Here is a 21107-nt window from a genome sequence, read left to right on the forward strand (position 1 = left end):
CGATAGCAGGAAGTTCAATTTTTCAATTGTAGGAGGAATGCTCATGTCATATGTTGGATTTAATTCGTCTAGTTCAATAGGATACGACATTTCTCTGGAAGATGAAATTTTGTTCCTGCGCAATGAGATGATGCGGACGTTTCAGAAAGAGCAGTCCTTCACCTCTGATCTTGTCATCGAGATCAGCTGCAAGCTCGATTTGAAAATCAATGAATATATGAAGCTGTATGGTACGGAATGCAAGGTTTAACCGTGTGAAGTCAGCCAAATGTAAGAAGAAGGCCGTCGAGCCTTCTTTTTTTGCGTTCACAACTTATGATATATTAATGGCATGGAAGAGGGGGCGTACATATGAGAGCGGGGCTAAAAAGGCTATCGCCGTGGATCATCGGAATGCTGACACTTGTATTATTGGCTGGATGTGGGGGACGGGACAAGGACAGCTTCTCCATTTTTATTATGGATAAAGGGGATGCTTCAGTCATCCGTGAGGAGCTGGCACAAAAGCTTAAGGATAAGCTGGGTGAACAGGCTCCGACTATTGAGATTTCAGTCAGTCCGCTGTATAACCAGCAGAAGCTGGTTGTAGAATATGCGGCCGGGGAGCATGATCTGTTTCTTTTGCCAGAAGAGGACATGAAGCTGTATGGACAGAATGGTTCGAATCTGCCGTTAGATGATGCTTTTGACAAGAAGACGTATGCCCGGGGCGTGTTCGAGGGCGGCGTATTTAAGAAGAAGGGGCAGGAGGAAGAAGGAACAGATGTGAGCAAGGAAACTCATTTGTTCGGAATTCCGGTGGAGCAGATGAAGATGTTTAAGGAGCTAAAATATAACTCCAAAACATTATTTGCTACCGTTCCGCCTCGTACAAGCAATAAGGAAGAAGCCATCAAGGTGCTGAAAGCACTTACGGAATGATAAAGGGGATGAAATGGAATGGGAATCTATACTAGAACAGGTGATGAAGGACAAACTTCTGTGATCGGCGGTCGAGTGTCCAAAGATGATGATCGTGTGGAAGCGTACGGAACAATTGACGAGCTGAACAGCTTTGTAGGACAAGCGATCAGCTTTGCCGAAGGGGAAGAGTTTGCGGATATTCGGACTCAATTGGAAGAAATACAGCAGGAGCTGTTTGATTGTGGTTCGGATTTGGCATTTGTTAAAATCAGTGAAAGCAAATATAAGGTGAAGGACGAGCTGGCAGAGCGTCTGGAAGGTTGGATTGATGCATGTCAGGAGGAAAATCCGAAGGTGGAGCGTTTTATTATACCAGGTGGTAACACATTATCCTCAACGCTTCATGTATGCCGTACGGTTTGCCGACGCGCAGAACGCCGTGCGGTTACACTAGGTAAACATACGGACATCAATCCGGCGGTACGTCGGTATTTAAACCGCCTTTCCGATTATTTCTTTGCCGTCGCTCGCACAGCGAATGTCCGTCAGGGCGTACCCGATGTCGAATATGTGCGCAGCAAAAAAGTGTTCCGCAAATAAGGAGGCAACCGGGAATTTGTGATGAGCTTGTACTATGAACCTATCGTATATACGATCCCTCCGGAGGAGGAGGGCATGCTGTTGAAGACTATTTTACAAAAACGTATGAACATTTCTCGAAAGTTAATATCCAAACTCAAGCTGACCGAGCAAGGTATTATGCTGAACGGGACGCGTGTGTACATCAGCGTAAAGGTGAAATCCGGGGATCGAGTAGAAATTCGCATGGAGCGCGAGCGTTCTGATGATATTTTACCTGAACCCATTCCTTTTGAGATATTGTTTGAGGATGAACATCTGTTAGTGGTGAATAAGGCGGCGGGCATGATTGTCCATCCGACTCATGGTCATTACACAGGAACACTGGCTAACGGGGTTGTGCATTATTGGCAGACCAAGGGGGAGCTGTTCCGGTTTCGTCCTGTTCATCGTCTTGATCAGGAGACGACGGGGGTGCTGGTCGTAGCCAAAAATCCATATGTACACCAGCATATTTCTGAACAGATGATTGCGGGAACGGTGGATAAGCGCTATACGGCTCTGGTGCATGGGCGCCCTGAGCTGCAGGAAGGTAAGGTAGACGGACCGATTGACCGCAACCCGGATGATCCGCATTTGCGTATGGTGACTCCGGATGGTTATCCTGCCCTTACGCTGTATAAGCTGGAGGAAGTGTGGAACGGGGGAAGCCGTATCGGACTAAAGTTGGAATCCGGGCGTACGCACCAAATTCGAGTGCATATGACTTATATCGGCTGCCCGTTGATCGGAGATAAAATGTACCGGATTACACCTGATGATGCTGCGCAACGTGAGCGATATGATCAGCTTGATGTCAAGATGCCTCGACAAGCCTTACATGCTTCAGAGCTGTCCTTGGAGCATCCTGTAACCGGGGAGCGGCTGACGTTCTATGCTCCTCTACCTGACGATATGGCTGAAATGCAGGAGCTTTTAAGAGAAAACCAAATGGAGGTTAAACTAGCGATGAGCCAACTGAAAGTATATCAGTATTCTAAATGCAGTACCTGCCGTAATGCAGTGAAATGGCTGCAAAACAAGGGGCATGAGACGGAACTGATTCCTATTTTTGAACAGCCGCCCGGCCCGGAGGAATTGGAAGAATTGATTCGCAAAAGCGGGCTGGAGCTGAAAAAGTTTTTCAATACTAGCGGTGAGGTGTACAAAGAGTTAAAGCTGAAAGATAAGCTGGGAGACATGAGCCGTGAAGAGCAAATTTCGCTTTTATCCTCAAATGGAAGATTAATCAAACGCCCGATTGTAACCGACGGTAACAAAGTAACGGTAGGGTTCAAAGAGGAAACATTTGAGGGCACATGGGGAGCTCAATAACGCCCAATTTACCCCCACGATATGTTATACTGTGGGGGTTAAATATTATGATGAATGGGAGCAATACAATCTGTGACACAACGCAATGAACAATCCGTAATGCTGGTTGACGGCATGGCCCTGCTATTTCGCGCTTATTATGCAACCGCCGCAAACGGTTATATCCGTCGTACAAAAGCTGGGGTGCCAACGAACGCCATATATGGTTTTATTCGATATTTTTGGGATGCAGTCCAAACGTTTAATCCTACACATGTTATTTGTTGCTGGGATATGGGCGGAACGACATTCCGTGGGGAACATTTTGCTGCGTATAAGGGAAATCGAGCCGACGCACCCGATGATTTGATTCCCCAATTTACATTGATTCGTGAAGTGACGGACAGCCTCGGCATTCCCAACATTGGAGCGGAAGGCTTTGAAGCCGATGATTGTATCGGTACGCTTGCACGCCATTATTCGCAAAATGAGGACATGGATGTAATGATTCTCTCGGGAGATCATGATTTACTTCAATTAGTGGATGATCGGACACGGGTCATTATTATGAAAAAGGGCCACGGCAATTATATGGTATACACCCCGGAGACCCTGCTGACTGAAAAAGGGCTTAAGCCACGCCAAGTGGTGGACCTTAAAGGCCTGATGGGGGATGCAAGCGATAATTATCCAGGAGTACGAGGTATTGGTGAGAAAACGGCACTCAAGCTGGTGCAGGAATACGACTCTATTGAGGGCATTCTGGAGAATCTGGATCAATTAACACCATCGGTCCGCAAAAAAATTGAGAGTGATTTGGATATGCTGCATCTTTCACGCAAACTCGCTGAAATTCACTGTGGTGTACCTGTAGCATGTGCTTTGGATAGTTGTCTGCTGACGTTGGATCACGTGCAAATTGTAGACAAGTTTGAGCAGCTTGAAATGAAAAGCTTGTGTACATTAATGGGTGTCGCAACCGGATCATAATGAAGCTATTAGGCTTGGTACGACAATTTAAATAAAGTAAGTTATATAGGGATGCTGAGGCTGGATGCGTCAGTGTCCTTATTTGTATACGTTATGTTAACGGAGTTATATCGTCTTGTGAAGGATTATATACAATTGCGATTAGGGGATTGACCTCAGGTACATTTCAGGTGAATATAGTGGAGAGAGAACCGGATTATCGAAAGGGGACAACAGCAACTATGACAGTATTGGGAGCAATTGAGGCAGGCGGTACCAAATTTGTATGTGGAATTGGCAACGAACGTGGAGAGGTACTGGAACGAGCGAGCTTTCCAACAACCACACCAGCAGAAACAATGGAGAATGTCATCGCATTTTTTGAAGGCAAGGGCATTGAAGCATTGGGCGTAGGTTCGTTCGGGCCGATTGATCCTATCGAAGGTAGTGATACATATGGTTATATTACAACAACGCCAAAGCCACATTGGGGAAATTACAATCTGATTGGTAAACTGAAAGAGCATTTTGATGTGCCTATGGGGTTTGATACGGATGTGAATGGAGCAGCACTTGGTGAGTCTATTTGGGGTGCCGCCAAAGGATTGGACAACTGTCTGTATATCACGATAGGTACAGGCATCGGGGCAGGTGCTTTGGTTGGTGGAAAGCTAATACATGGATTATCTCACCCGGAAATGGGGCATATTCTGGTACGTCGTCACCCAGAAGATACTTACGAGGGGACATGTCCTTATCACGGAGATTGTTTGGAGGGTCTGGCAGCAGGTCCTGCGCTCGAAAAAAGATGGAAGGTTAAAGGACATGAGCTTTCTGTCGATCACCCGGCCTGGGAAATGGAAGCGCACTATCTGGCACAGGCTTTAATGAGCTATGTATTAATCCTGTCCCCGCAAAAAATTATTATGGGCGGGGGAGTAATGAAGCAAGACCAATTGTTCCCGCTCATTCGTACCAAACTACAAGAACTTTTGAACGGATACGTGCAGCATTCGAGTCTGACAACAGATATTGAGCAATATATCGTATCTCCAGGATTGGGTGACAATGCTGGATTGTGTGGTGCTCTGGCATTGGCAAAGGAAAAGCTGAATCATTAGAATTTAGGGTTGACGGCACTCCAAGGTACGGTTATTATATAGGCAACAGTATAGTACGGCTCAAAAAGGGAAGCACCTTTCTTGCGAACACGCAGGATAGGTGCTTTTTTTTGCGTTTTTGTGTTGTGCGGGACTGTCTTTCAACGATATGAGGGAGGAAGAAATCATGGAGATTGTATTTTTAAATCGCTTGTCCAAACGGAATGAACAGGGCTATGAGGACTTTGCTCAGGTATGGATTGGGCAGCATGAAGGGGGATGGAGTGCAGGCTGGAGCACACACCATGTCCCGGATGAAAGTATAGACGACCTTTGGTATGAGGGCAGCTTGTGGCAGGAATTACTGCATGTATACCGTCATGAGCTGGCGCTCAAAATGGCTGAGGGCTACAGGCCCTTAATCCATGGCGTATTTCATGAGCAAGAAGGATCATCAGGGCGAGGACAGACGCTGCAAAAGCTGTATTGCTACAGTGATTTGTATCCACGTGATGAAGTGTATGAGCAATTGACGATGTGGAGACGGCAAAAAGCAGCAACGGAACGAAAAGCACCTTATTTTATCGCTACGAATCGACTGCTTCGGCTCATTAGCGTTTATCTTCCCCATACCGAAGAAGAACTGTTGGAGCTGCCTGGTATGGGTCAGGGTAAGGTGTCGCAATATGGGACGGAGCTATTGGCTATTACGACACAAAATGACCGCACCACGCCATTTCCGTTGAACTGGGTAACAGAGACGCTGGAAGAAGAAGTTTTTTTGTCATGGCTATACAAGCAAAAAGAGAACCAGTACAGGCAGGAGCTGAACAAATTCAGCTTAACTAGAACGATTATTGAAGGCATTTCGGACGGTCTTTCACTGGAGCATATCGGAATGAAGACAGGTTTGCATCGTAGAGAGATGATTGAAGCTGTGGAGCATTTGGATAGAGATGGTATTGATATGGAGAAGCTGATCCACAACGAATTGGTGAATGTATCTGAGGCGGAGCAGGCAGCTATCTGGTCTGCTTATGAAGAGTTGGGGGATACGTTGCTCAAGCCCGTCATGCTGAAAGTGTATGGGGAAGAAAAGGCAACCGAAACAGGACTGGATCAGATTTATGAGCGTCTGCGTCTGATCCGTATACGGTTTCGTCATCAGCAGGTACCCGACCGACATGTTGGATAATATAGAACTGGTTGGATAAAGCTAGGTATTAAAGTATATTCAGGGTCCAACATACTAAAAAGCAGCAGCCAGTTCCTCACAGGACACGGCTGCTGCTTTTTATGACCAAGCTTGAAAATAGAAAAAAGTATCCAATTCGATACTTTTTCCCCTTTTATTTTTAAACCCAGTCTTTCTTACGGAAAATACAGAACATACTGACGCCTAATGCCACCATAATACCAATGACGACAAAATAGCCATAACGTGTATGAAGCTCAGGCATATTATCGAAGTTCATCCCATATATTCCGGTAATGACCGTCAATGGCATAAATACGGTCGTAATTGCTGTAAACACACGCATAATTTCATTGGCACGGTTGGCGATACTGGATTGATAAGCTTCTCGAAGGTTACCCATCAAGTCGCGGTAAGTTTCGAAAGTCTCCGAAATTTTCACAGCATTTTCATAAATGTCGCTAAAATATTTTTGCAATTGATCGTCGATGAGCCGCAAATCCCGCTTGTTCAGGGTATTGATGACTTCTTTTTGCGGGCCCAACACTTTTTTCAGCCACAGAATCTCACTGCGTAAGCCGATGATTTCGTTCAAATGCGACTTTTTCGTATGCATTAGAATATCTTCTTCCAGCTTTTCAATGCGGACCTCAATCCGGTCACCAACCAGAAAATAGTTGTCAACAATTAAGTCGACCAACAGATACATAAAACGGTCAGGCTGGCTGACTTCTTGCTCCCACAGCATAGGCTTGAGGGTACGAAGCTCATTGATTTTCTGCTTGGTCACCGTAATGATAAAATGGCGGCCGAGAAAAATGTTCAAAGCTCGCAAAAATATTTCTTCATCATCAAAACGAATGCTATTTACAACGATAAAATAATGGCTTTCATAAATTTCAATCTTCGGACGCTGTTCTTCTTCACTCAAACAGTCTTCTACTGCAAGATCATGCATGGAAAATAAAGGCTGGAGCACTGCCAAATCATCGACATCGGCATCAATCCAATAAAAACCTTCTGCCGGTGCAGTAAGCGCCATTTCAATTTCTTCGACAGGGGTAAAAACCCCGTTGTTGACCAAACGGATTTTCATATACGTCACTCCTTATGCTCCGCCGTAACGGAAATACGTTTACCTTAAGCATAAGGAATGGACTCAGTTAGCCAGTTAGCCGGTGCGGGTAAGCGTGCACTCTCATCAAAAGCCGGAGGCTTTTGGAGCATGCAGAGCCTGGCGTCCCGTCTTTCGGCAAGCTGAAGTCATTCCTATGCTGTTGTTCAGGGATCGCCGCCTATTCGGACTCGGGTCGCCTTCCATTCCGGATTCACCTCTCAAATGTTCTTTTTTTAGATTGCCACAGTATCGCAGGAAACACTCAAGTCTGCACTACTGCTCCATATTTTTGCCTAATAGCACTTGTATAGTATAACGCTCGGCCTACGGCCTTTCAAGCGCAAAATCATGGGCAAAATCAACAGTAGTGGCAAGAGCTTCAGCGATAGGAGGGATATGATTTAACCTATGGAAAAGGTAGACAAAATGTGAATGCAGGTTACAAATTTGCAAGTCCCATCTTGACGAAGCCCAGCCGATGCATTAAAGTGAACAACAAGAACTTTGTGAACCCAAAATGAATATAGCGAAATCTTATCAAGAGCAGGTGGAGGGACTAGCCCGATGATACCCGGCAACCGGCGATTTTAATCGCACGGTGCTAATTCTTGCAGGACGCGCGCTTTGTACAAAGCGCGTTGCCCTGACAGATGAGAGAGGCGCATATGGATACAAATATGACCTTTCTCTAACCAGAGAAAGGTCTTTTTATTATATGCCCGGCATCTCAACAAGACGATTTTCGCAAAACTTACCGAACAAGGAGTGAGTTTACATGCCGATTAAAATCCCAGACACATTACCTGCTAAGGAAGTGCTGGAGGGCGAAAATATTTTCGTAATGGATGAAAGCTTGGCTTATCATCAGGATATTCGTCCGTTGCGTATCGCCATTTTGAATTTAATGCCTACAAAGGAAACGACGGAAACCCAACTGTTGCGTCTGGTCGGCAATACGCCGTTGCAAGTGGATGTCACGCTGGTGCACATGAAGTCTCATGTATCCAAAAATACATCGCAAGAATATTTGAACATGTTCTATAAAACGTTCGACGAGATCAAGAACAGTCGTTTTGACGGCATGGTCATTACAGGAGCCCCGGTTGAACAGCTTGAGTTTGAGGATGTGAACTACTGGGAGGAAATCCGGCAAATCTTTGAATGGACGAAAACGAATGTAACTTCGACCATGCATATCTGTTGGGCCTCACAGGCAGGCTTATACCATCATTTCGATGTCCCTAAATATGGGCTCGACTACAAATGCTTCGGTGTATTTCCACACACCGTGATAAAACCTAAAGTAAAATTGTTACGCGGCTTTGATGAACTGTTTTATGCCCCTCACTCCAGACATACGGAGGTTCGTCGGGAAGATATTGATCATATCGCCGAATTAGAAGTTTTATCCGAATCCGAGGAAGCTGGGGTGTACCTCGTAGCCACGCTTGACGGTAAACAAATTTTTGTAACTGGGCATTCTGAATATGACCCGCTTTCACTGAAATGGGAATACGACCGCGATGTAGCCAAAGGAATGGATATTGAAGTCCCCAAAAATTATTTTCCTAATGATGATCCTGAGCGCACCCCCCCCTCAATTTGGCGGGCGCACGCCAATTTATTATTCTCGAATTGGCTGAACTATTATGTATACCAAGAAACACCTTATGATATCGGGCCCCAGATTTAAAAAAGGAGCATGTAGTTTACCTTTGTAGAGTATCACCTTGCAGTAGCGCAGCAGTATAGTCTTTGACATCCATTTTTGCAGGATTGGTTATAGCACCCACTATGGAAGTTAACAGGAGGATTCATATGAGTGAGAAACAGTGGAAAATCGAAAGTAGATTGGCACAAATCGGTTCAGTAGAAGAGCCAGTAACCGGGGCTGTTAATTACCCGATTTACCAATCTACGGCGTTCCGCCATCCCCGTCTGGGTCAAAGCACAGGATTTGATTACATTCGGACGATCAATCCCACGCGAAAGGTACTGGAAGAGGCTTCTGCTGCACTTGAATCGGGTGATGCAGGCTTTGCATGCAGCTCAGGTATGGCGGCGCTGCAAACGGTATTTGCATTGTTTGGACAGGGAGATCATCTCATAGTATCGCTGGATCTGTATGGCGGGACGTATCGTTTGCTGGAGCGTATTTTGTCTAAATTTGGTGTGACAGCCAGTTATGTGGATACGAACGATCTTGAAGCGCTCGAACAGTCATGTCGACCGAATACCAAAGCTGTATTCATAGAAACGCCTACAAATCCGTTAATGATGATTACTGATATTCGAGCGGTGGCTAAATGGGCATCACAACATCAGTTGCTTACCATTGTAGATAATACGCTGCTAACGCCATATTTCCAGCGGCCATTGGAACTGGGCGCGGATATTGTGGTACATAGCGCAACCAAATATTTGGGCGGACACAACGATGTGCTGGCAGGGTTGATCGTAACCAAAGGCAAAGAGCTATCAGCTGAAATTGCATTCCTGCACAATTCCATAGGGGCAGTGCTTTCCCCAAGCGATTGCTACCAGTTAATGAAGGGCATGAAGACGTTAGCGCTGCGTATGGACCGGCACGAGCATAATGCAACAGTGCTGTCTAACTATTTACTGACGCATCCGGCTGTGGCGGAAGTATTTTATCCAGCTCTAGAAGGCCATCCAGGTCGTGAGATTCAAAATAAACAATCCAGCGGAAATACGGGTATCTTTTCCTTTAAAGTAAAGGATGCTCGTTATGTGGAACCTTTGCTTCGTCACATTAAGCTCATTGCGTTTGCGGAAAGTCTCGGCGGTGTGGAATCGTTAATGACCTATCCCGCTGTGCAGACACATGCGGACATACCAGCAGAAATTCGGGATGCAGTCGGGGTAGATGACAGGCTGTTGCGTTTCTCCGTAGGCATTGAGCATACAGACGACCTAATTGAAGATTTACGTTCGGCGTTGGAAGCGGCACGTCAAGAAGTAGAAGGAGGAGAGCTGCAATGATAGAGGATGCGAGGAGGATCGGGCAGGATCTGAACAAAGAGCGGAAGTTCGCTACCAAGCTGCTGCATTTTGGCTCTGAAATTGACAGCGTTACGGGGGCATCGAGCGTCCCGATCTATCAAGCTTCTACCTTCCACCATCACGATATTTTTAATCCTCCACAGCATGACTATAGCCGTTCAGGTAATCCGACACGACAAGCTTTGGAGGATTATATCGCTTTATTAGAAGGCGGGGCGTGCGGTTTTGCCTTTGCATCAGGTATGGCGGCCATCTCTACTACATTTATGCTCTTGTCTGCTGGAGATCATGTCATTGTTTCCGAGGACGTATATGGAGGAACATATCGACTGCTGACCTCCATTTTGAAACGGATGAATATCGAAACGACCTTCGTCGACATGACGGACCTCAACCTTGTGAAAGATGCGTTGCAGGAGAATACAAGGGCTGTATATATGGAAACTCCGTCCAATCCGACACTCAAAATTACCGATGTGGCAGGAATAACTTCTTGGGCACAGGACAACGGGCTTTTAACGTTATTGGATAATACTTTTATGACACCTTATTATCAACGTCCGATTGAGCAGGGAGTTGATATTGTATTGCACAGCGCGACCAAGTTTCTGGGCGGACACAGCGATGTGCTGGCAGGACTTGCGGTAGCACGTACCGAATCGTTGGGAAGACAAATCAAGCAGCTCCAAAATGGACTGGGTACCGTGTTGGCTCCGCAGGAGTCATGGTTGCTCATGCGCGGTATGAAGACACTGGAGGCTCGTATGGCTCACAGCGAAAAGAGCGCAGCGAAGCTTGCTAACTGGCTGAACGAGCGCAACGACATTGAGGCGGTATACTACCCGGGTCTGGAGAATCATCCAGGGCGTGAAGTTCATGAGTGCCAATCCAGCGGTTATGGTGCAGTGATATCTTTTGATGTGGGTTCTGGTGAGCGTGCAAAAGAAGTCCTCAGTCGCGTACGTATTCCAATTGTAGCGGTGAGTCTGGGAGCTGTGGAAAGCATCTTGTCGTATCCGGCGATGATGTCACATGCGGCTATGCCCCATAGTGTACGATTGGAGCGCGGGATTACGAACGGACTACTCCGTTTCTCCGTAGGTTTGGAGGATATTGACGACCTGATCAGTGATCTGGATGAGGCGCTGCGCTAGAGCGTTAGCACATCCGCAGCATCTTTGTCGTTTTCACGCTGAGAGCAAATATGTACAGTACTAAACAGCAAGTTTCCAGTATTTCAGGAGGCTTGCTGTTTTCTATAAAATAACATGAACGACAGTGTGAAAAAAGACACTTTTCAGTTCTGTTTTCTTATTTTTTGGCTATATGCAATGTTGAGATAAGCTTGGCAGTTGCCTGTTTTCCTAGGTGAAAAGCAGAAAGAAGCGGGAATAAGTATGGTTCCTTACCTAAAGATATGTTAGTATTATCATTAGGTTTTACTATGCTAAATAGCACAGACAACATACAAGGCTAGTCATGAACATACATTACGGCAGGGTTCGAACGCAGGTTTGTGAAAGCATTCTCGTTCATAAGTCCTGTCGTTCATTTCGTCGCCCTGTGACAGCGAAGGAGGATACACCATGAGTGTAATCGACCATATTTTAGATAAAGCCCTACGCGGCGAACGCCTGAATTTAGAGGATACCGTTGCTTTGTTCGAATCAGACGAGGTAGAAAAAATCGGTCATGCGGCGAATAAAGTCATGAATCGCATGCATCCCGATCCCGTTAAAACCTTCGTTATCGGACGAAATATTAACTATACAAACGTGTGTGACGTATACTGTCGCTTCTGCGCTTTTTATCGTAGACCAGGTTCTGATGAAGGTTATGTTTTGCCGGATGAGGTGATCTTTCAGAAGATCAAGGAAACGCAGGAAGTAGGTGGCACCGAAATTCTAATGCAAGGCGGTGTGAACCCGAATCTGCCGTTCAGTTATTATACCGATTTGCTGAAAGGTATCAAGGAGCGTTTTCCCGATATTACGATGCACTCCTTCTCGCCAGCTGAAATTCACAAAATGAAGGAGAAATCTGGTCTTTCTATGGAAGAAACAATCCGCGCCATTCATGAAGCTGGATTGGATTCGCTTCCGGGCGGAGGTGGAGAAATTTTGGATGACCGCACACGCCGCAAAATTAGCCGTCTCAAAGGCTCTTGGCGTGATTGGATGGATGTCATGCAAACGGCTCATAAGGTTGGGATGAACACGACTGCTACGATGGTTATTGGCTTTGGCGAGTTGATGGAGGAGCGTGCGCTGCATTTGTTGCGTGTTCGTGATGCTCAGGACGAATGCATTGAAAACAAATATAATTCTGAAGGATTTTTGGCCTTTATTCCTTGGACCTTCCAGCCAGACAATACCAACCTGAAGAAGGAACGTCAGACGCCGGAGGAATATCTGAAGACCGTTGCGATCAGTCGTCTTGTATTGGATAACATCAAGCATATTCAATCCTCATGGGTAACTATGGGACCTGAAATCGGTAAAAAATCGTTGTACTACGGTTGCGATGATTTTGGTAGCACCATGATTGAGGAAAACGTAGTTTCCGCTGCAGGCGCAACGTATAAGGTTAACATTGAATCCATTTTACAGTTGATCCGCGAGACGGGTCACATTCCGGCACAGCGTAATACCCGTTATGATATTATTCGTACTTTTGACAGTGCCAGCAGTATTGAACATGATTTTATCATGCAGAATTAATATCCGTTAATATAGTGTTCATTACAAAACGCCTATCTGTACTAATCGTTATACATAGATTAGTGCAGATAAGCGTTTTTTTGATGTGTTACTTTGCTATGCTTTCCATCGTTTCATATACATGATCTCAGCTTGCGGGTCTGCCATTTGAATGACTGCCTTAAAGCGCTGCAAATCCAACAGATGAACGCTGTAAACGATGACCATTTGTTCTTTTTTATCCTCAGATTCGCTTTTGATCTTGCCCTCTATCTGGGCAGAGCCTACAACAGGCGTGCTGTGTATACGCAGCCTGCGATATATGGCATCCTCGACGGTTGGCTGCTTCTTGCTGACAACACAAACCATACGCGTCAGACCGGTAAACATCAGCCGGGTCGTTTCGTAGGCGGCGAGGCAGGATAAGGCTGAATATAGAGCTGGCTCCCATCCTAGCACAAAGCCAGCTGTAATGAGCAGCAGACCATTACACAGCATAACAATCTGTATTAACGGAATCTTGCGGTGTGTTAGCAACAATGTGGATGGACGGCCATCGCCTGATTCGTTAAGTCCTAGTGAATCGAGCAGACCACCGTGACGAGCTGCCAGCCCTGCGCCAAGCCCGATACAGATTCCGCCGCCCAAAGCACATACGACCGGATGGCCGCTCACTGCCGGAAAAGGCGAAAGAATGATGGCTGAGCCTGAAAAGGCGAACAAGCCGGGTAGTGCACGGAGCAGCATGGGTTTGTGAGTAGACAGAGAATACAGCAGCATGAGTGGTAAATTCAAAACGAATAGCAGTAACCCAAAATGCTCTTGTGTATAAAGCGACATGAGTCTGGAGATCCCCGTGACGCCTCCAGCGATCATATCATGCGGATGCAAAAACAATTCTAGACCGACGGATGCCGTAATCCCGCCAATCACCGTATAAAAGACAGGGAACCTGCTCGCATCTTCTGAAGCGGGCTTCACAAGCCGCCTCATAGAGTTTCGGCATGTTTAATAGCGTGCGGCATAGCCTTCCCTCCTATGGATTGTCGTATCCAGCTTTACAGTTACGCCGAGTTACTTTCTTCTTTTCGTAGGCGGGGGTCCTTGAACTTGAATATTTTGTTTAACATATTAAAAATAGGTTTTGACTGCTTTGTGAGAAGTGGTCCAAGAATGGCCAGTATGAGTACATAGATGGCTGCAAAGGGTTGAACAATATCAAGTAAACCACCTTCCTTACCCAAGTTGGCCATGATAATCGAAAATTCACCCCGTGCCACAATGGTCAGGCCGATATTTGCTGACGCTTTGGGAGATAAGGAGGCCGTACGCCCAGCCAGCATTCCTGCCCAAATGTTACCAAACAACGTGAGGACAACTGCTGCCAGCGCAAGCCATATCGCGTTTCCTCCTAGGGACAGTGGATCAATGGATAGTCCAAAGCTGAAAAAGAACAGGGCACCGAAGAAATCGCGGAAAGGAACAATTAAATGCTCGATTCGTTTGGCATGTTCTGTTTCGGCTAGTACCAGACCGACCAACAGGGCGCCGATAGCTTCCGCCACATGAATCGTTTCCGAAAAACCTGCCACCAGAAACAGGGAGCCGAAAACAACAAGTCCGAATACCTCATTGGAGCGAACACGAAGAATCCGATTTAACAGAGGGACGGCCTTACGGCCGATAATAATGACTGCAAGCATAAAGCCAAGCGCGATTAACGCTGATAGCAGCACACCCCCGAGCGAGGATGAATCGCTAAGAACCAATCCGGAGAGGATGGAGATGTATACGGCGAGGAAAACATCCTCGAACATAATAATGCCCAAAATCATTTCAGTTTCAGCATTGGCAGTCCGCTTGAGATCTACCAGCACCTTCGCAGCAATAGCACTGGATGATATGGTTGTAATTCCGGCGATAACCAGCGTTTCTGCTACAGGAAAGCCGCTCAGGAAGCCAAGAGCCAGCCCCAGTGTGAAATTGATGCCAATATAAATGGTGCCACCCACGGCAATGGAGCGGCCTGATTTAATTAACCGACCTACTGAAAACTCCAGACCCAAGTAAAAGAGAAGAAACAGCACTCCGATTCTTCCCATAAAATCAATAAAAGGGGCGCTTTCGATAAAGCGAAAATCAAAATGCCATAGCTCCATCGCATGCGGTCCAACTGCCATTCCGATCAGGATATAAAAAGGGATGACCGAGAAGCGCAGTTTGGAGGAAATAAGTCCGGCTGCAGCGATGAGAGCAATTGCCAATCCAACCTCAAATACCAGATGATCCATCCAATCACCCGCTTCCGTTCATAAGGATTTGTTTAAAGCGTTTTTGCTGATCGCGTTCCCCAACAACAACTACAGTGGCATCATCGTTAATAATCACTTCAGGACCAGGATTTACATATTTCTTTCCCTTTTTCTCCACAATGGCAATAACAGTGGCTCCCGAATTTTGCCTAATATCCAGCTCACCGATGGATTTGCCAACACTTGCATAGTGAGATTCCACTCTATACCATTCGATAATAAAATCGTCAAACGTCATTTCTACACTTTCAAGCTGTTTGGGCTTATATGTCATACCCCCGATGATGGAGGCTACCAATCGCGCTTCCTGATCATTCAGGGTTGTCGTAGAAATACTTTGTTCCAAATCCTCGTAATCAAAGTGATACAACTCACGCCTGCCATCATCATGAATAATAATGACAATTCGGTCGCCACTCTCTGCATCTATTCGATACTTAATCCCGATTCCTGGCAAAATAGACTCTCGAATATCCATTTGTAAAGCCTCCTGTACGATACGTTATTTAAATGAATGGTATGGGAAATAAATCACATGCTTTGGGAGTGACATGGAAACTTTCTTTTTGTATTAAATTTTATAAATTAACATAGAAAACCTGATAAATATACTTAACGTATTACACTTATTGGGAACGGTTAACAAATAGACATGCAAATGTGGTGATGTGCATGCTTAAGGGAGGTTAAGCCACATAACTAGAGGTAAATTTGATGGGGAACAAGTACAATTGCTTCTTTAGTTTGCAAATGACAGGAATAAAAGGCAGACGTAGTTTAGGGATGCTCAATAGCAGCACAAACGCTATCAAAATGACAAAGGGAAGTGATTTGGCCGCAGCGATCACCAGATGAAGTAAAGGGGAGGATTTGCGTATAGCTGGTTTGGGATGGTGCTCCAGACCGTGAGAATCTGTTTCTAACGAGGAAACATCAGCATGAGACAGGAGAGAAGATCCCGCAGTAAACTGAAGGGATTGAGTAGTGTCTTCTGCATGAAACGTCACAGGAAGGGACAAAATCTGAACGAGGCTCAATATGACGATCATGAATGTACGCAGCATGTTCAGCATCGTTGACATCTTATCTCCTCCCTCTTGTGAAAAATTCATATTAATTTAACCTTAACATACCCCACCCTAAATATTCAAACGTCTTTCGTTTTTTTCCTATACCACAGTCATTGTTTATAACACGCCAACCGGCTTTTTGAAACCTGATCATCCTCTTTTGACTATGTCTTTCTGTTTCCAGTCGTTCACTTCGTATAACCCTTCAGAGGCCGCCATATACTGAAAGCAGTGATCGAAAGGAGTGAGCCAATGGAACTGTTTACAGTGTGGACCAATACAGACGGAGATCAGGAAACCGACCGGTTTTACGAAGTGGTCAAAAGTAGAACAAAGGGGCTACATATGTCACGGCGCGGATTTCGATTCACTTTCAGACAGCTGGACAACAAAGTGGCATGGACCTGCAAGGGCACAGAAAGCAATTCGGCGTTTGAAAGCTTTCTCCCCTGTGTATACAGCATCATGTCTTCGGCAATAGCGGATTATATTATCGAGGTCAAGGAGTGGGGGCTGCTTAATCTCATTCTCACCAAAGCCTGTTCGCTGCTGGAGAAAGAGGATACAGAGCAAATTCGCAATATGATTCGTTCACTGTTAAACGATGATGGCCCGAGAGGTCGTTTGAAGCGTCATGGTAAGCTGACCACTCTCCTGGAGAAGGATTTCAAGGAGCTTCGTGTGATCAATTTGGAAGGACTGATTCAATTTAGGCTCCATGCGTATAAAAAAGAGCTTGAAGAAATCGTCGACTATGCCATGGAAGAATTCTGGGCAGATCGGCAATACGAAGAATTTATGGGGCTGCTTAAATATTTTGTTTTTTTTCAGGAAAGCAAAGTTCCGCTCGTACACGTACTTCACCAAGGCGGACATAATTTTACGATTCTTGATAGTGCCATGGTGCCGATACCGACTCCCGATGCAGATGACATCATTGTCGAGATGCCAGGCATCGAACTGGAAATGGAGGTCGAGGATCGAATCGTGAGCACCCTTATTTCGATTTCTCCTGCTTCCATTATATTGCATACAGACGATGAGCACACCCCCATAGTGCGGACACTCCTGCATATTTTTGAAGATAAAGTGAAGCTGAGCAGATTTTATCCAGGTCAGGATGTTCAAAAATAATAATCTGTTCGTATAAACCAATGGATTTCTGGAAAGCCTTTGCCTCAAGGGGAGGTTTTTTATGAGATCCATGTTGGTATGGAAACGGATTTTGGGAACCGTGTTAATCGCAACCTGTCTGGTATTGCCCGGCAATGAAGTTTACGGTCACAAAGAACCGGTCCAGCATAAGAAATGGCAGTCCACACCTGTTTTAGCTCCACGCGAAGAGCAGGTTATTACGACCATGACGGTCACAGCAACAGGATATACAGCAGGCTATGAATCGACTGGCAAACGGCCAAGTCATCCCGGTTACGGTATTACGTATTCCGGTGTAAAAGTGCGTCGTGACAAGAACACGCTGTCTACGATTGCGGCTGATCCCAAAACGTTTCCTTTGGGAAGCATATTGTACATTCCTGGTTATGGATACGGGATTGTAGCAGATACAGGTTCTGCGATTAAGGGTAATAAAATTGATTTGTATTTTAAAACAACCCGGCAGGTGTATTCTGAATGGGGCAAGAAAGATGTGGATGTTCAAATTATAAAAAAAGGGAACGGAAAATGTACGGAAAAGATGGTGAAATCGCTCCAAAAGGCGATAGAAACGCATAAAACCATTCCGACCGCGACACTGGATGCTTCCATATAATCCTTGAATATTGTTTTTTCCAACATCACATACTATGTTGCGGGATGAGTTTATCCCACAAAACATACTGGGAGGTTAAGAATTATGCCAAATCAAGGCGGAAGTTCTTTCACGAACAAAGGCTTCAATGCGAGCACAGGAAATCAGTTCAAAGCGGAATTTGCACAAGACAATACGGTAGGTGTTGTTTCACAAAAGGTAAAGCAGTCTGAACAAAATAAAATTCAAGACAACTTCCAGACACCAAATGAGAAGTATGATGAAGAATTTGCAACAGATCAAGGCGGTACAGGTGCAGTAGCACAAAAAGTTCAAAACTCTAGTCGCAACAAAATTCAAAACAATGCTCAAACACCGAACGAAAAGTTCGACGAAAACTTTAACACGAAATAAAAAAGCATATATAATCGATAATGCTCCGGATTATATCCGGGGCATTTCGTTTTGAGTAAAAGTGGTTAGGTACAAATAGGTCTAAGGTTTTATCTCCTTTTTAATTGTTTTTAAGGTGGAATTAAGGTTTAAAGTGCAAAATAAAGTCAGTTAAACAACACCACCTTGAAGCATAGGGTTTGGGAGGAGATATACAATGGACGAATTTAAAAATAATAACTCCGGACGCCGGAACGACAACGATCAGGTTGATACCGATAACGTAACTCGGCAAAACGATTCGAACGGTTCCTCATATTATTATTCTTACGGCCCTTTTTCTTCAGTTCAATCGGACGGACAACGTAAGGAAGGGCAGTCGGTGGAAAAAGATGTTGAGATCACGCCACCGCAGGCAGTAAGACCCCTTCCTCCCTCATACCATCGTGCTATGCCTGAGCAACAGGATGGTTCGGGCCGAAATGGCGGCAACTGGCAATTTAAACCGAATAAGCCCAAGTCGCAGGTGAAAACAATTTTCTTATCTTTTTTGGCCGGGATGCTGGTCATTACGGTATTGATGTATACAGCTGACCGAACAAATATGTTCACACCCGAGACGGCGTTGACTTCGGCGGCAGCTGAAAGCGGAGAAACGACTAATTCGGGAACAACCAGCTCGACTCCAAGCGCAGTTCCGGCTGTGATGCCTTCAGGTACCGCTGATGTTCAATCTGTTGTGGCTAAGGCTGGACCGGCAGTCGTCAAAATCGAAACGCTTGCCAAACAAACCAGTGGCAGCAGCGGCAGACAAAGTAGCCCTTATTACAATGACCCGCTGTATCAATACTTTTTCGGTAATCAGTATGGTGACAGTGGCAGCAGCGGTAACAGTAATGAAAATGAAGGTAGCAACAGCGGACAGCTGACTCCGCTTGGTATTGGTTCCGGTTTTATTTTTGATAAATCGGGTTACGTCCTAACCAATAACCATGTTGTTGAAGGCGCGAGTGTGGTTCAGGTTACAGTAGAGGGAACTAATAAGCCTTACGAAGCCAAAGTCTTGGGCAAAAATGCTGATCTTGATTTGGCGGTACTTAAAATTGAAGGCAAAAATAACTTTCCGACAGTAACTTTGGGTGACTCGGATAACGCTAAAGTCGGCGAGTGGATGGTCGCAATTGGCAACCCTGAAGGCTTTGAGCATTCGGTAACAGCCGGGGTGCTAAGTGCGAAAGAACGTACGATCACCATTAATAGTGAATCAACTGGAAAACCGACGCAATACAAGCATCTCATTCAGACGGATGCGTCCATTAACCCTGGTAACTCTGGTGGACCGCTGTTAAATCTGCAAGGGCAAGTTATCGGTATGAACGTAGCTGTTAGTGCAGACGCACAGGGAATCGGGTTTGCGATCCCGTCCAATACGATTTTGGAAGTCGTCGATAAGCTGAAAAATAACCAGCCTATCCCTAAAGAACCTGTACCTTTCATTGGTGCAAGTCTGTTAAATTTGAGTCCTGAAGTAGCCAAAGAACTGGGAACAACCCTGACCGAAGGCTCGGTTGTGCGGGATATTATATACAAATCACCAGCTTATCAGGCTGATCTGCGTCCTTACGATGTGATTATCGGAGCCAATGGCACGCCTTATAGCACATCACAAGAGCTGATCCAGTTCATTCAAAAACAAAAAGTGGGTACAGCACTGACGCTTAACATCGAACGAGCTGGGCAGAAAAAAGATGTTCAACTGAAAATAGGCAATAAAAATGACTTTAGCTCGACGCTCCAGCAATAAGATGATAACTTTACAAAAATGAACATGTGCACGCAAGAAACGGAAGGAAGATCCCTTCCGTTTCTTGCTGTATGAAGTAGCAAGATGCTACGCGCGTGTACTCCTGCTACAATAGAGGGAAAAGAAGAGATAAAGGAGTTCGATCGTGTATGCGTTCTACTATTTTGATCATTGATGACGATGAAAAAATTGTTTCCATGCTGCGCAGAGGACTGGCATTTGAAGGCTATGAAGTGCTGACAGCCGCCAATGGAGCAGAGGGATTAAATAAAATGCTGACAGCTGAGCCTGATGTAGTCGTGCTGGATGTAATGATGCCGCAGGTCGATGGTTTTGAGGTATGCCGTCGCATGCGGGAGGGGGGAAGCACGGTACCTGTCCTGATGCTTACAGCCAAGGATGAGGTTGAGAATCGGGTTAAAGGCTTGGATCTAGGGGCCGATGATTATCTCGTCAAGCCGTTTGCTCTGGAGGAGTTGCTGGCACGAGTGCGAGCGCTTTTGCGGCGTAAAACCGAACAACAGGGCAATAACGGAAATAGACTTACCTTCGAGGATTTACAACTGGATAACGAATCCCGTGAAGTGGTTCGTGGCGGCAAACGCTTGGAACTGACGGCCAAAGAATTTGAACTGCTCCATTTGTTCATGCAAAACCCGAAGCGTGTTCTGTCGCGTGATCTGATTATGGACAAAATTTGGGGCTATGACTATAGCGGAGAATCGAATGTGCTCGAAGTATATATTGCCATGCTACGACAAAAAACGGAGCAGGATGGCGGTAAACGTCTCATTCGTACAATTCGGGGAGCTGGCTACATTTTAAGAGGTGATGTGTAA

General features: G+C 45.5%; 21 protein-coding genes, 1 pseudogene and 1 riboswitch. Of the genes and pseudogenes, 17 read left to right on the forward strand and 5 right to left on the reverse strand.

The genetic code is table 11. The features are described from left to right. Nucleotides 1-43: 43 nt before the first annotated feature. The 8 genes and pseudogenes from ACWA2B_RS02285 to ACWA2B_RS02320 all read left to right on the forward strand — a co-directional run bounded on the left by ACWA2B_RS02285 (nt 44) and on the right by ACWA2B_RS02320 (nt 6099). Nucleotides 44-250, forward strand: a complete 207-nt coding sequence (locus tag ACWA2B_RS02285) for an aspartyl-phosphate phosphatase Spo0E family protein (RefSeq protein ID WP_069012835.1) — start codon at nt 44-46, stop codon at nt 248-250. 101 nt (nt 251-351) lie between these two features. Continuing rightward, on the forward strand, nt 352-921 hold the full coding sequence (locus ACWA2B_RS02290) for a hypothetical protein (protein WP_069012834.1): 570 nt from the start codon (nt 352-354) through the stop codon (nt 919-921). 18 nt (nt 922-939) lie between these two features. Then, a complete protein-coding gene (locus ACWA2B_RS02295) occupies nt 940-1503 on the forward strand; it encodes a cob(I)yrinic acid a,c-diamide adenosyltransferase (RefSeq protein ID WP_069012833.1) in 564 nt (187 codons plus the stop codon). A gap of 21 nt (nt 1504-1524) precedes the next feature. Then, nucleotides 1525-2478 (forward strand): annotated as a pseudogene (locus ACWA2B_RS02300) (RluA family pseudouridine synthase); the annotation flags it as partial. Between the two features lie 12 nt (nt 2479-2490). Next, on the forward strand, nt 2491-2856 hold the full coding sequence (locus ACWA2B_RS02305) for an arsenate reductase family protein (protein ID WP_141695545.1): 366 nt from the start codon (nt 2491-2493) through the stop codon (nt 2854-2856). 72 nt (nt 2857-2928) lie between these two features. Further along, the gene (locus tag ACWA2B_RS02310) at nt 2929-3825 is read left to right on the forward strand and encodes a 5'-3' exonuclease (protein WP_080710677.1); all 897 of its coding nucleotides are present in this window, start codon (nt 2929-2931) and stop codon (nt 3823-3825) included. Between the two features lie 221 nt (nt 3826-4046). Beyond that, nucleotides 4047-4925: an ROK family protein gene (locus ACWA2B_RS02315; protein WP_307348962.1), complete on the forward strand. Its 879-nt coding sequence runs from the start codon at nt 4047-4049 to the stop codon at nt 4923-4925. A 166-nt stretch (nt 4926-5091) separates the two neighbouring features. Then, nucleotides 5092-6099 (forward strand): HRDC domain-containing protein, encoded by a 1008-nt coding sequence (locus ACWA2B_RS02320; RefSeq protein ID WP_340954898.1) that lies wholly within the window; start codon nt 5092-5094, stop codon nt 6097-6099. A gap of 160 nt (nt 6100-6259) precedes the next feature. On the opposite strand, the gene corA is transcribed toward ACWA2B_RS02320, so the two are convergent. After that, complete coding sequence (gene corA / locus ACWA2B_RS02325) at nt 6260-7195, reverse strand: magnesium/cobalt transporter CorA (protein WP_023987788.1); 936 nt, start codon at nt 7193-7195, stop codon at nt 6260-6262. A 552-nt stretch (nt 7196-7747) separates the two neighbouring features. Next, nucleotides 7748-7873, forward strand: a riboswitch (SAM riboswitch). Between the two features lie 118 nt (nt 7874-7991). Between corA and metA the strand changes: the two genes are divergently transcribed. From metA to mqnC, 4 genes are all read left to right on the forward strand, one after another. Next, entirely contained in the window at nt 7992-8909 is a 918-nt protein-coding gene (gene metA, locus ACWA2B_RS02330; RefSeq protein ID WP_039269776.1) for a homoserine O-acetyltransferase MetA, read from the forward strand. A gap of 125 nt (nt 8910-9034) precedes the next feature. After that, nucleotides 9035-10219 carry a PLP-dependent transferase gene (locus tag ACWA2B_RS02335; RefSeq protein WP_069012830.1) on the forward strand — a complete coding sequence of 395 codons (1185 nt, stop codon included), beginning with the start codon at nt 9035-9037 and terminating at the stop codon, nt 10217-10219. After that, nucleotides 10216-11394: an aminotransferase class I/II-fold pyridoxal phosphate-dependent enzyme gene (locus ACWA2B_RS02340; RefSeq protein WP_342434992.1), complete on the forward strand. Its 1179-nt coding sequence runs from the start codon at nt 10216-10218 to the stop codon at nt 11392-11394. The genes ACWA2B_RS02335 and ACWA2B_RS02340 overlap by 4 nt, the downstream gene beginning before the upstream one ends. A 432-nt stretch (nt 11395-11826) precedes the next feature. Continuing rightward, nucleotides 11827-12960, forward strand: a complete 1134-nt coding sequence (gene mqnC / locus ACWA2B_RS02345) for a cyclic dehypoxanthinyl futalosine synthase (RefSeq protein ID WP_029516502.1) — start codon at nt 11827-11829, stop codon at nt 12958-12960. Nucleotides 12961-13056: 96 nt separating this feature from the next. Here mqnC and ACWA2B_RS02350 read toward each other — a convergent pair whose 3' ends face one another. The 4 genes from ACWA2B_RS02350 to ACWA2B_RS02365 form a co-directional block, all read right to left on the reverse strand. After that, nucleotides 13057-13920 (reverse strand): YitT family protein, encoded by an 864-nt coding sequence (locus ACWA2B_RS02350; RefSeq protein WP_342435167.1) that lies wholly within the window; start codon nt 13918-13920, stop codon nt 13057-13059. A gap of 83 nt (nt 13921-14003) precedes the next feature. Then, nucleotides 14004-15230 (reverse strand): cation:proton antiporter, encoded by a 1227-nt coding sequence (locus tag ACWA2B_RS02355; RefSeq protein WP_449291657.1) that lies wholly within the window; start codon nt 15228-15230, stop codon nt 14004-14006. A gap of 4 nt (nt 15231-15234) precedes the next feature. Beyond that, nucleotides 15235-15729 carry a cation:proton antiporter regulatory subunit gene (locus tag ACWA2B_RS02360; protein WP_342434993.1) on the reverse strand — a complete coding sequence of 165 codons (495 nt, stop codon included), beginning with the start codon at nt 15727-15729 and terminating at the stop codon, nt 15235-15237. A gap of 208 nt (nt 15730-15937) precedes the next feature. Beyond that, nucleotides 15938-16333, reverse strand: a complete 396-nt coding sequence (locus tag ACWA2B_RS02365; protein WP_069012825.1) for a hypothetical protein — start codon at nt 16331-16333, stop codon at nt 15938-15940. Nucleotides 16334-16573: 240 nt separating this feature from the next. Between ACWA2B_RS02365 and ACWA2B_RS02370 the strand changes: the two genes are divergently transcribed. The 5 genes from ACWA2B_RS02370 to ACWA2B_RS02390 all read left to right on the forward strand — a co-directional run bounded on the left by ACWA2B_RS02370 (nt 16574) and on the right by ACWA2B_RS02390 (nt 21107). Continuing rightward, nucleotides 16574-17455: a putative sporulation protein YtxC gene (locus ACWA2B_RS02370; protein ID WP_342434994.1), complete on the forward strand. Its 882-nt coding sequence runs from the start codon at nt 16574-16576 to the stop codon at nt 17453-17455. Nucleotides 17456-17516: 61 nt separating this feature from the next. Further along, the gene (locus ACWA2B_RS02375) at nt 17517-18092 is read left to right on the forward strand and encodes a 3D domain-containing protein (protein WP_013309429.1); all 576 of its coding nucleotides are present in this window, start codon (nt 17517-17519) and stop codon (nt 18090-18092) included. A gap of 84 nt (nt 18093-18176) precedes the next feature. Continuing rightward, the gene (locus tag ACWA2B_RS02380) at nt 18177-18485 is read left to right on the forward strand and encodes a hypothetical protein (protein WP_029516507.1); all 309 of its coding nucleotides are present in this window, start codon (nt 18177-18179) and stop codon (nt 18483-18485) included. A gap of 196 nt (nt 18486-18681) precedes the next feature. After that, complete coding sequence (locus ACWA2B_RS02385; RefSeq protein ID WP_029516508.1) at nt 18682-20268, forward strand: S1C family serine protease; 1587 nt, start codon at nt 18682-18684, stop codon at nt 20266-20268. Nucleotides 20269-20417: 149 nt separating this feature from the next. After that, nucleotides 20418-21107, forward strand: coding sequence for a response regulator transcription factor (locus ACWA2B_RS02390; RefSeq protein WP_029516509.1), 690 nt, complete (start codon nt 20418-20420; stop codon nt 21105-21107).

It is taken from the genome of Paenibacillus sp. CMM36 (assembly GCF_053570945.1).

What these genes read in the sequence shown, in the direction of transcription:
- ACWA2B_RS02285 (WP_069012835.1), top strand. Translation starts at nt 44, where the DNA reads ATGTCATATGTTGGATTTAATTCGTCTAGTTCAATAGGATACGACATT.
- ACWA2B_RS02340 (WP_342434992.1), top strand. Translation starts at nt 10,216, where the DNA reads ATGATAGAGGATGCGAGGAGGATCGGGCAGGATCTGAACAAAGAGCGG.
- ACWA2B_RS02390 (WP_029516509.1), top strand. Translation starts at nt 20,418, where the DNA reads ATGCGTTCTACTATTTTGATCATTGATGACGATGAAAAAATTGTTTCC.
- ACWA2B_RS02295 (WP_069012833.1), top strand. Translation starts at nt 940, where the DNA reads ATGGGAATCTATACTAGAACAGGTGATGAAGGACAAACTTCTGTGATC.
- ACWA2B_RS02320 (WP_340954898.1), top strand. Translation starts at nt 5,092, where the DNA reads ATGGAGATTGTATTTTTAAATCGCTTGTCCAAACGGAATGAACAGGGC.
- ACWA2B_RS02335 (WP_069012830.1), top strand. Translation starts at nt 9,035, where the DNA reads ATGAGTGAGAAACAGTGGAAAATCGAAAGTAGATTGGCACAAATCGGT.
- ACWA2B_RS02365 (WP_069012825.1), bottom strand. Translation starts at nt 16,333, where the DNA reads ATGTCAACGATGCTGAACATGCTGCGTACATTCATGATCGTCATATTG.
- ACWA2B_RS02375 (WP_013309429.1), top strand. Translation starts at nt 17,517, where the DNA reads ATGAGATCCATGTTGGTATGGAAACGGATTTTGGGAACCGTGTTAATC.
- metA (WP_039269776.1), top strand. Translation starts at nt 7,992, where the DNA reads ATGCCGATTAAAATCCCAGACACATTACCTGCTAAGGAAGTGCTGGAG.
- ACWA2B_RS02290 (WP_069012834.1), top strand. Translation starts at nt 352, where the DNA reads ATGAGAGCGGGGCTAAAAAGGCTATCGCCGTGGATCATCGGAATGCTG.
- mqnC (WP_029516502.1), top strand. Translation starts at nt 11,827, where the DNA reads ATGAGTGTAATCGACCATATTTTAGATAAAGCCCTACGCGGCGAACGC.
- ACWA2B_RS02360 (WP_342434993.1), bottom strand. Translation starts at nt 15,729, where the DNA reads ATGGATATTCGAGAGTCTATTTTGCCAGGAATCGGGATTAAGTATCGA.
- ACWA2B_RS02385 (WP_029516508.1), top strand. Translation starts at nt 18,682, where the DNA reads ATGGACGAATTTAAAAATAATAACTCCGGACGCCGGAACGACAACGAT.
- corA (WP_023987788.1), bottom strand. Translation starts at nt 7,195, where the DNA reads ATGAAAATCCGTTTGGTCAACAACGGGGTTTTTACCCCTGTCGAAGAA.
- ACWA2B_RS02370 (WP_342434994.1), top strand. Translation starts at nt 16,574, where the DNA reads ATGGAACTGTTTACAGTGTGGACCAATACAGACGGAGATCAGGAAACC.
- ACWA2B_RS02380 (WP_029516507.1), top strand. Translation starts at nt 18,177, where the DNA reads ATGCCAAATCAAGGCGGAAGTTCTTTCACGAACAAAGGCTTCAATGCG.
- ACWA2B_RS02315 (WP_307348962.1), top strand. Translation starts at nt 4,047, where the DNA reads ATGACAGTATTGGGAGCAATTGAGGCAGGCGGTACCAAATTTGTATGT.
- ACWA2B_RS02355 (WP_449291657.1), bottom strand. Translation starts at nt 15,230, where the DNA reads ATGGATCATCTGGTATTTGAGGTTGGATTGGCAATTGCTCTCATCGCT.
- ACWA2B_RS02305 (WP_141695545.1), top strand. Translation starts at nt 2,491, where the DNA reads ATGAGCCAACTGAAAGTATATCAGTATTCTAAATGCAGTACCTGCCGT.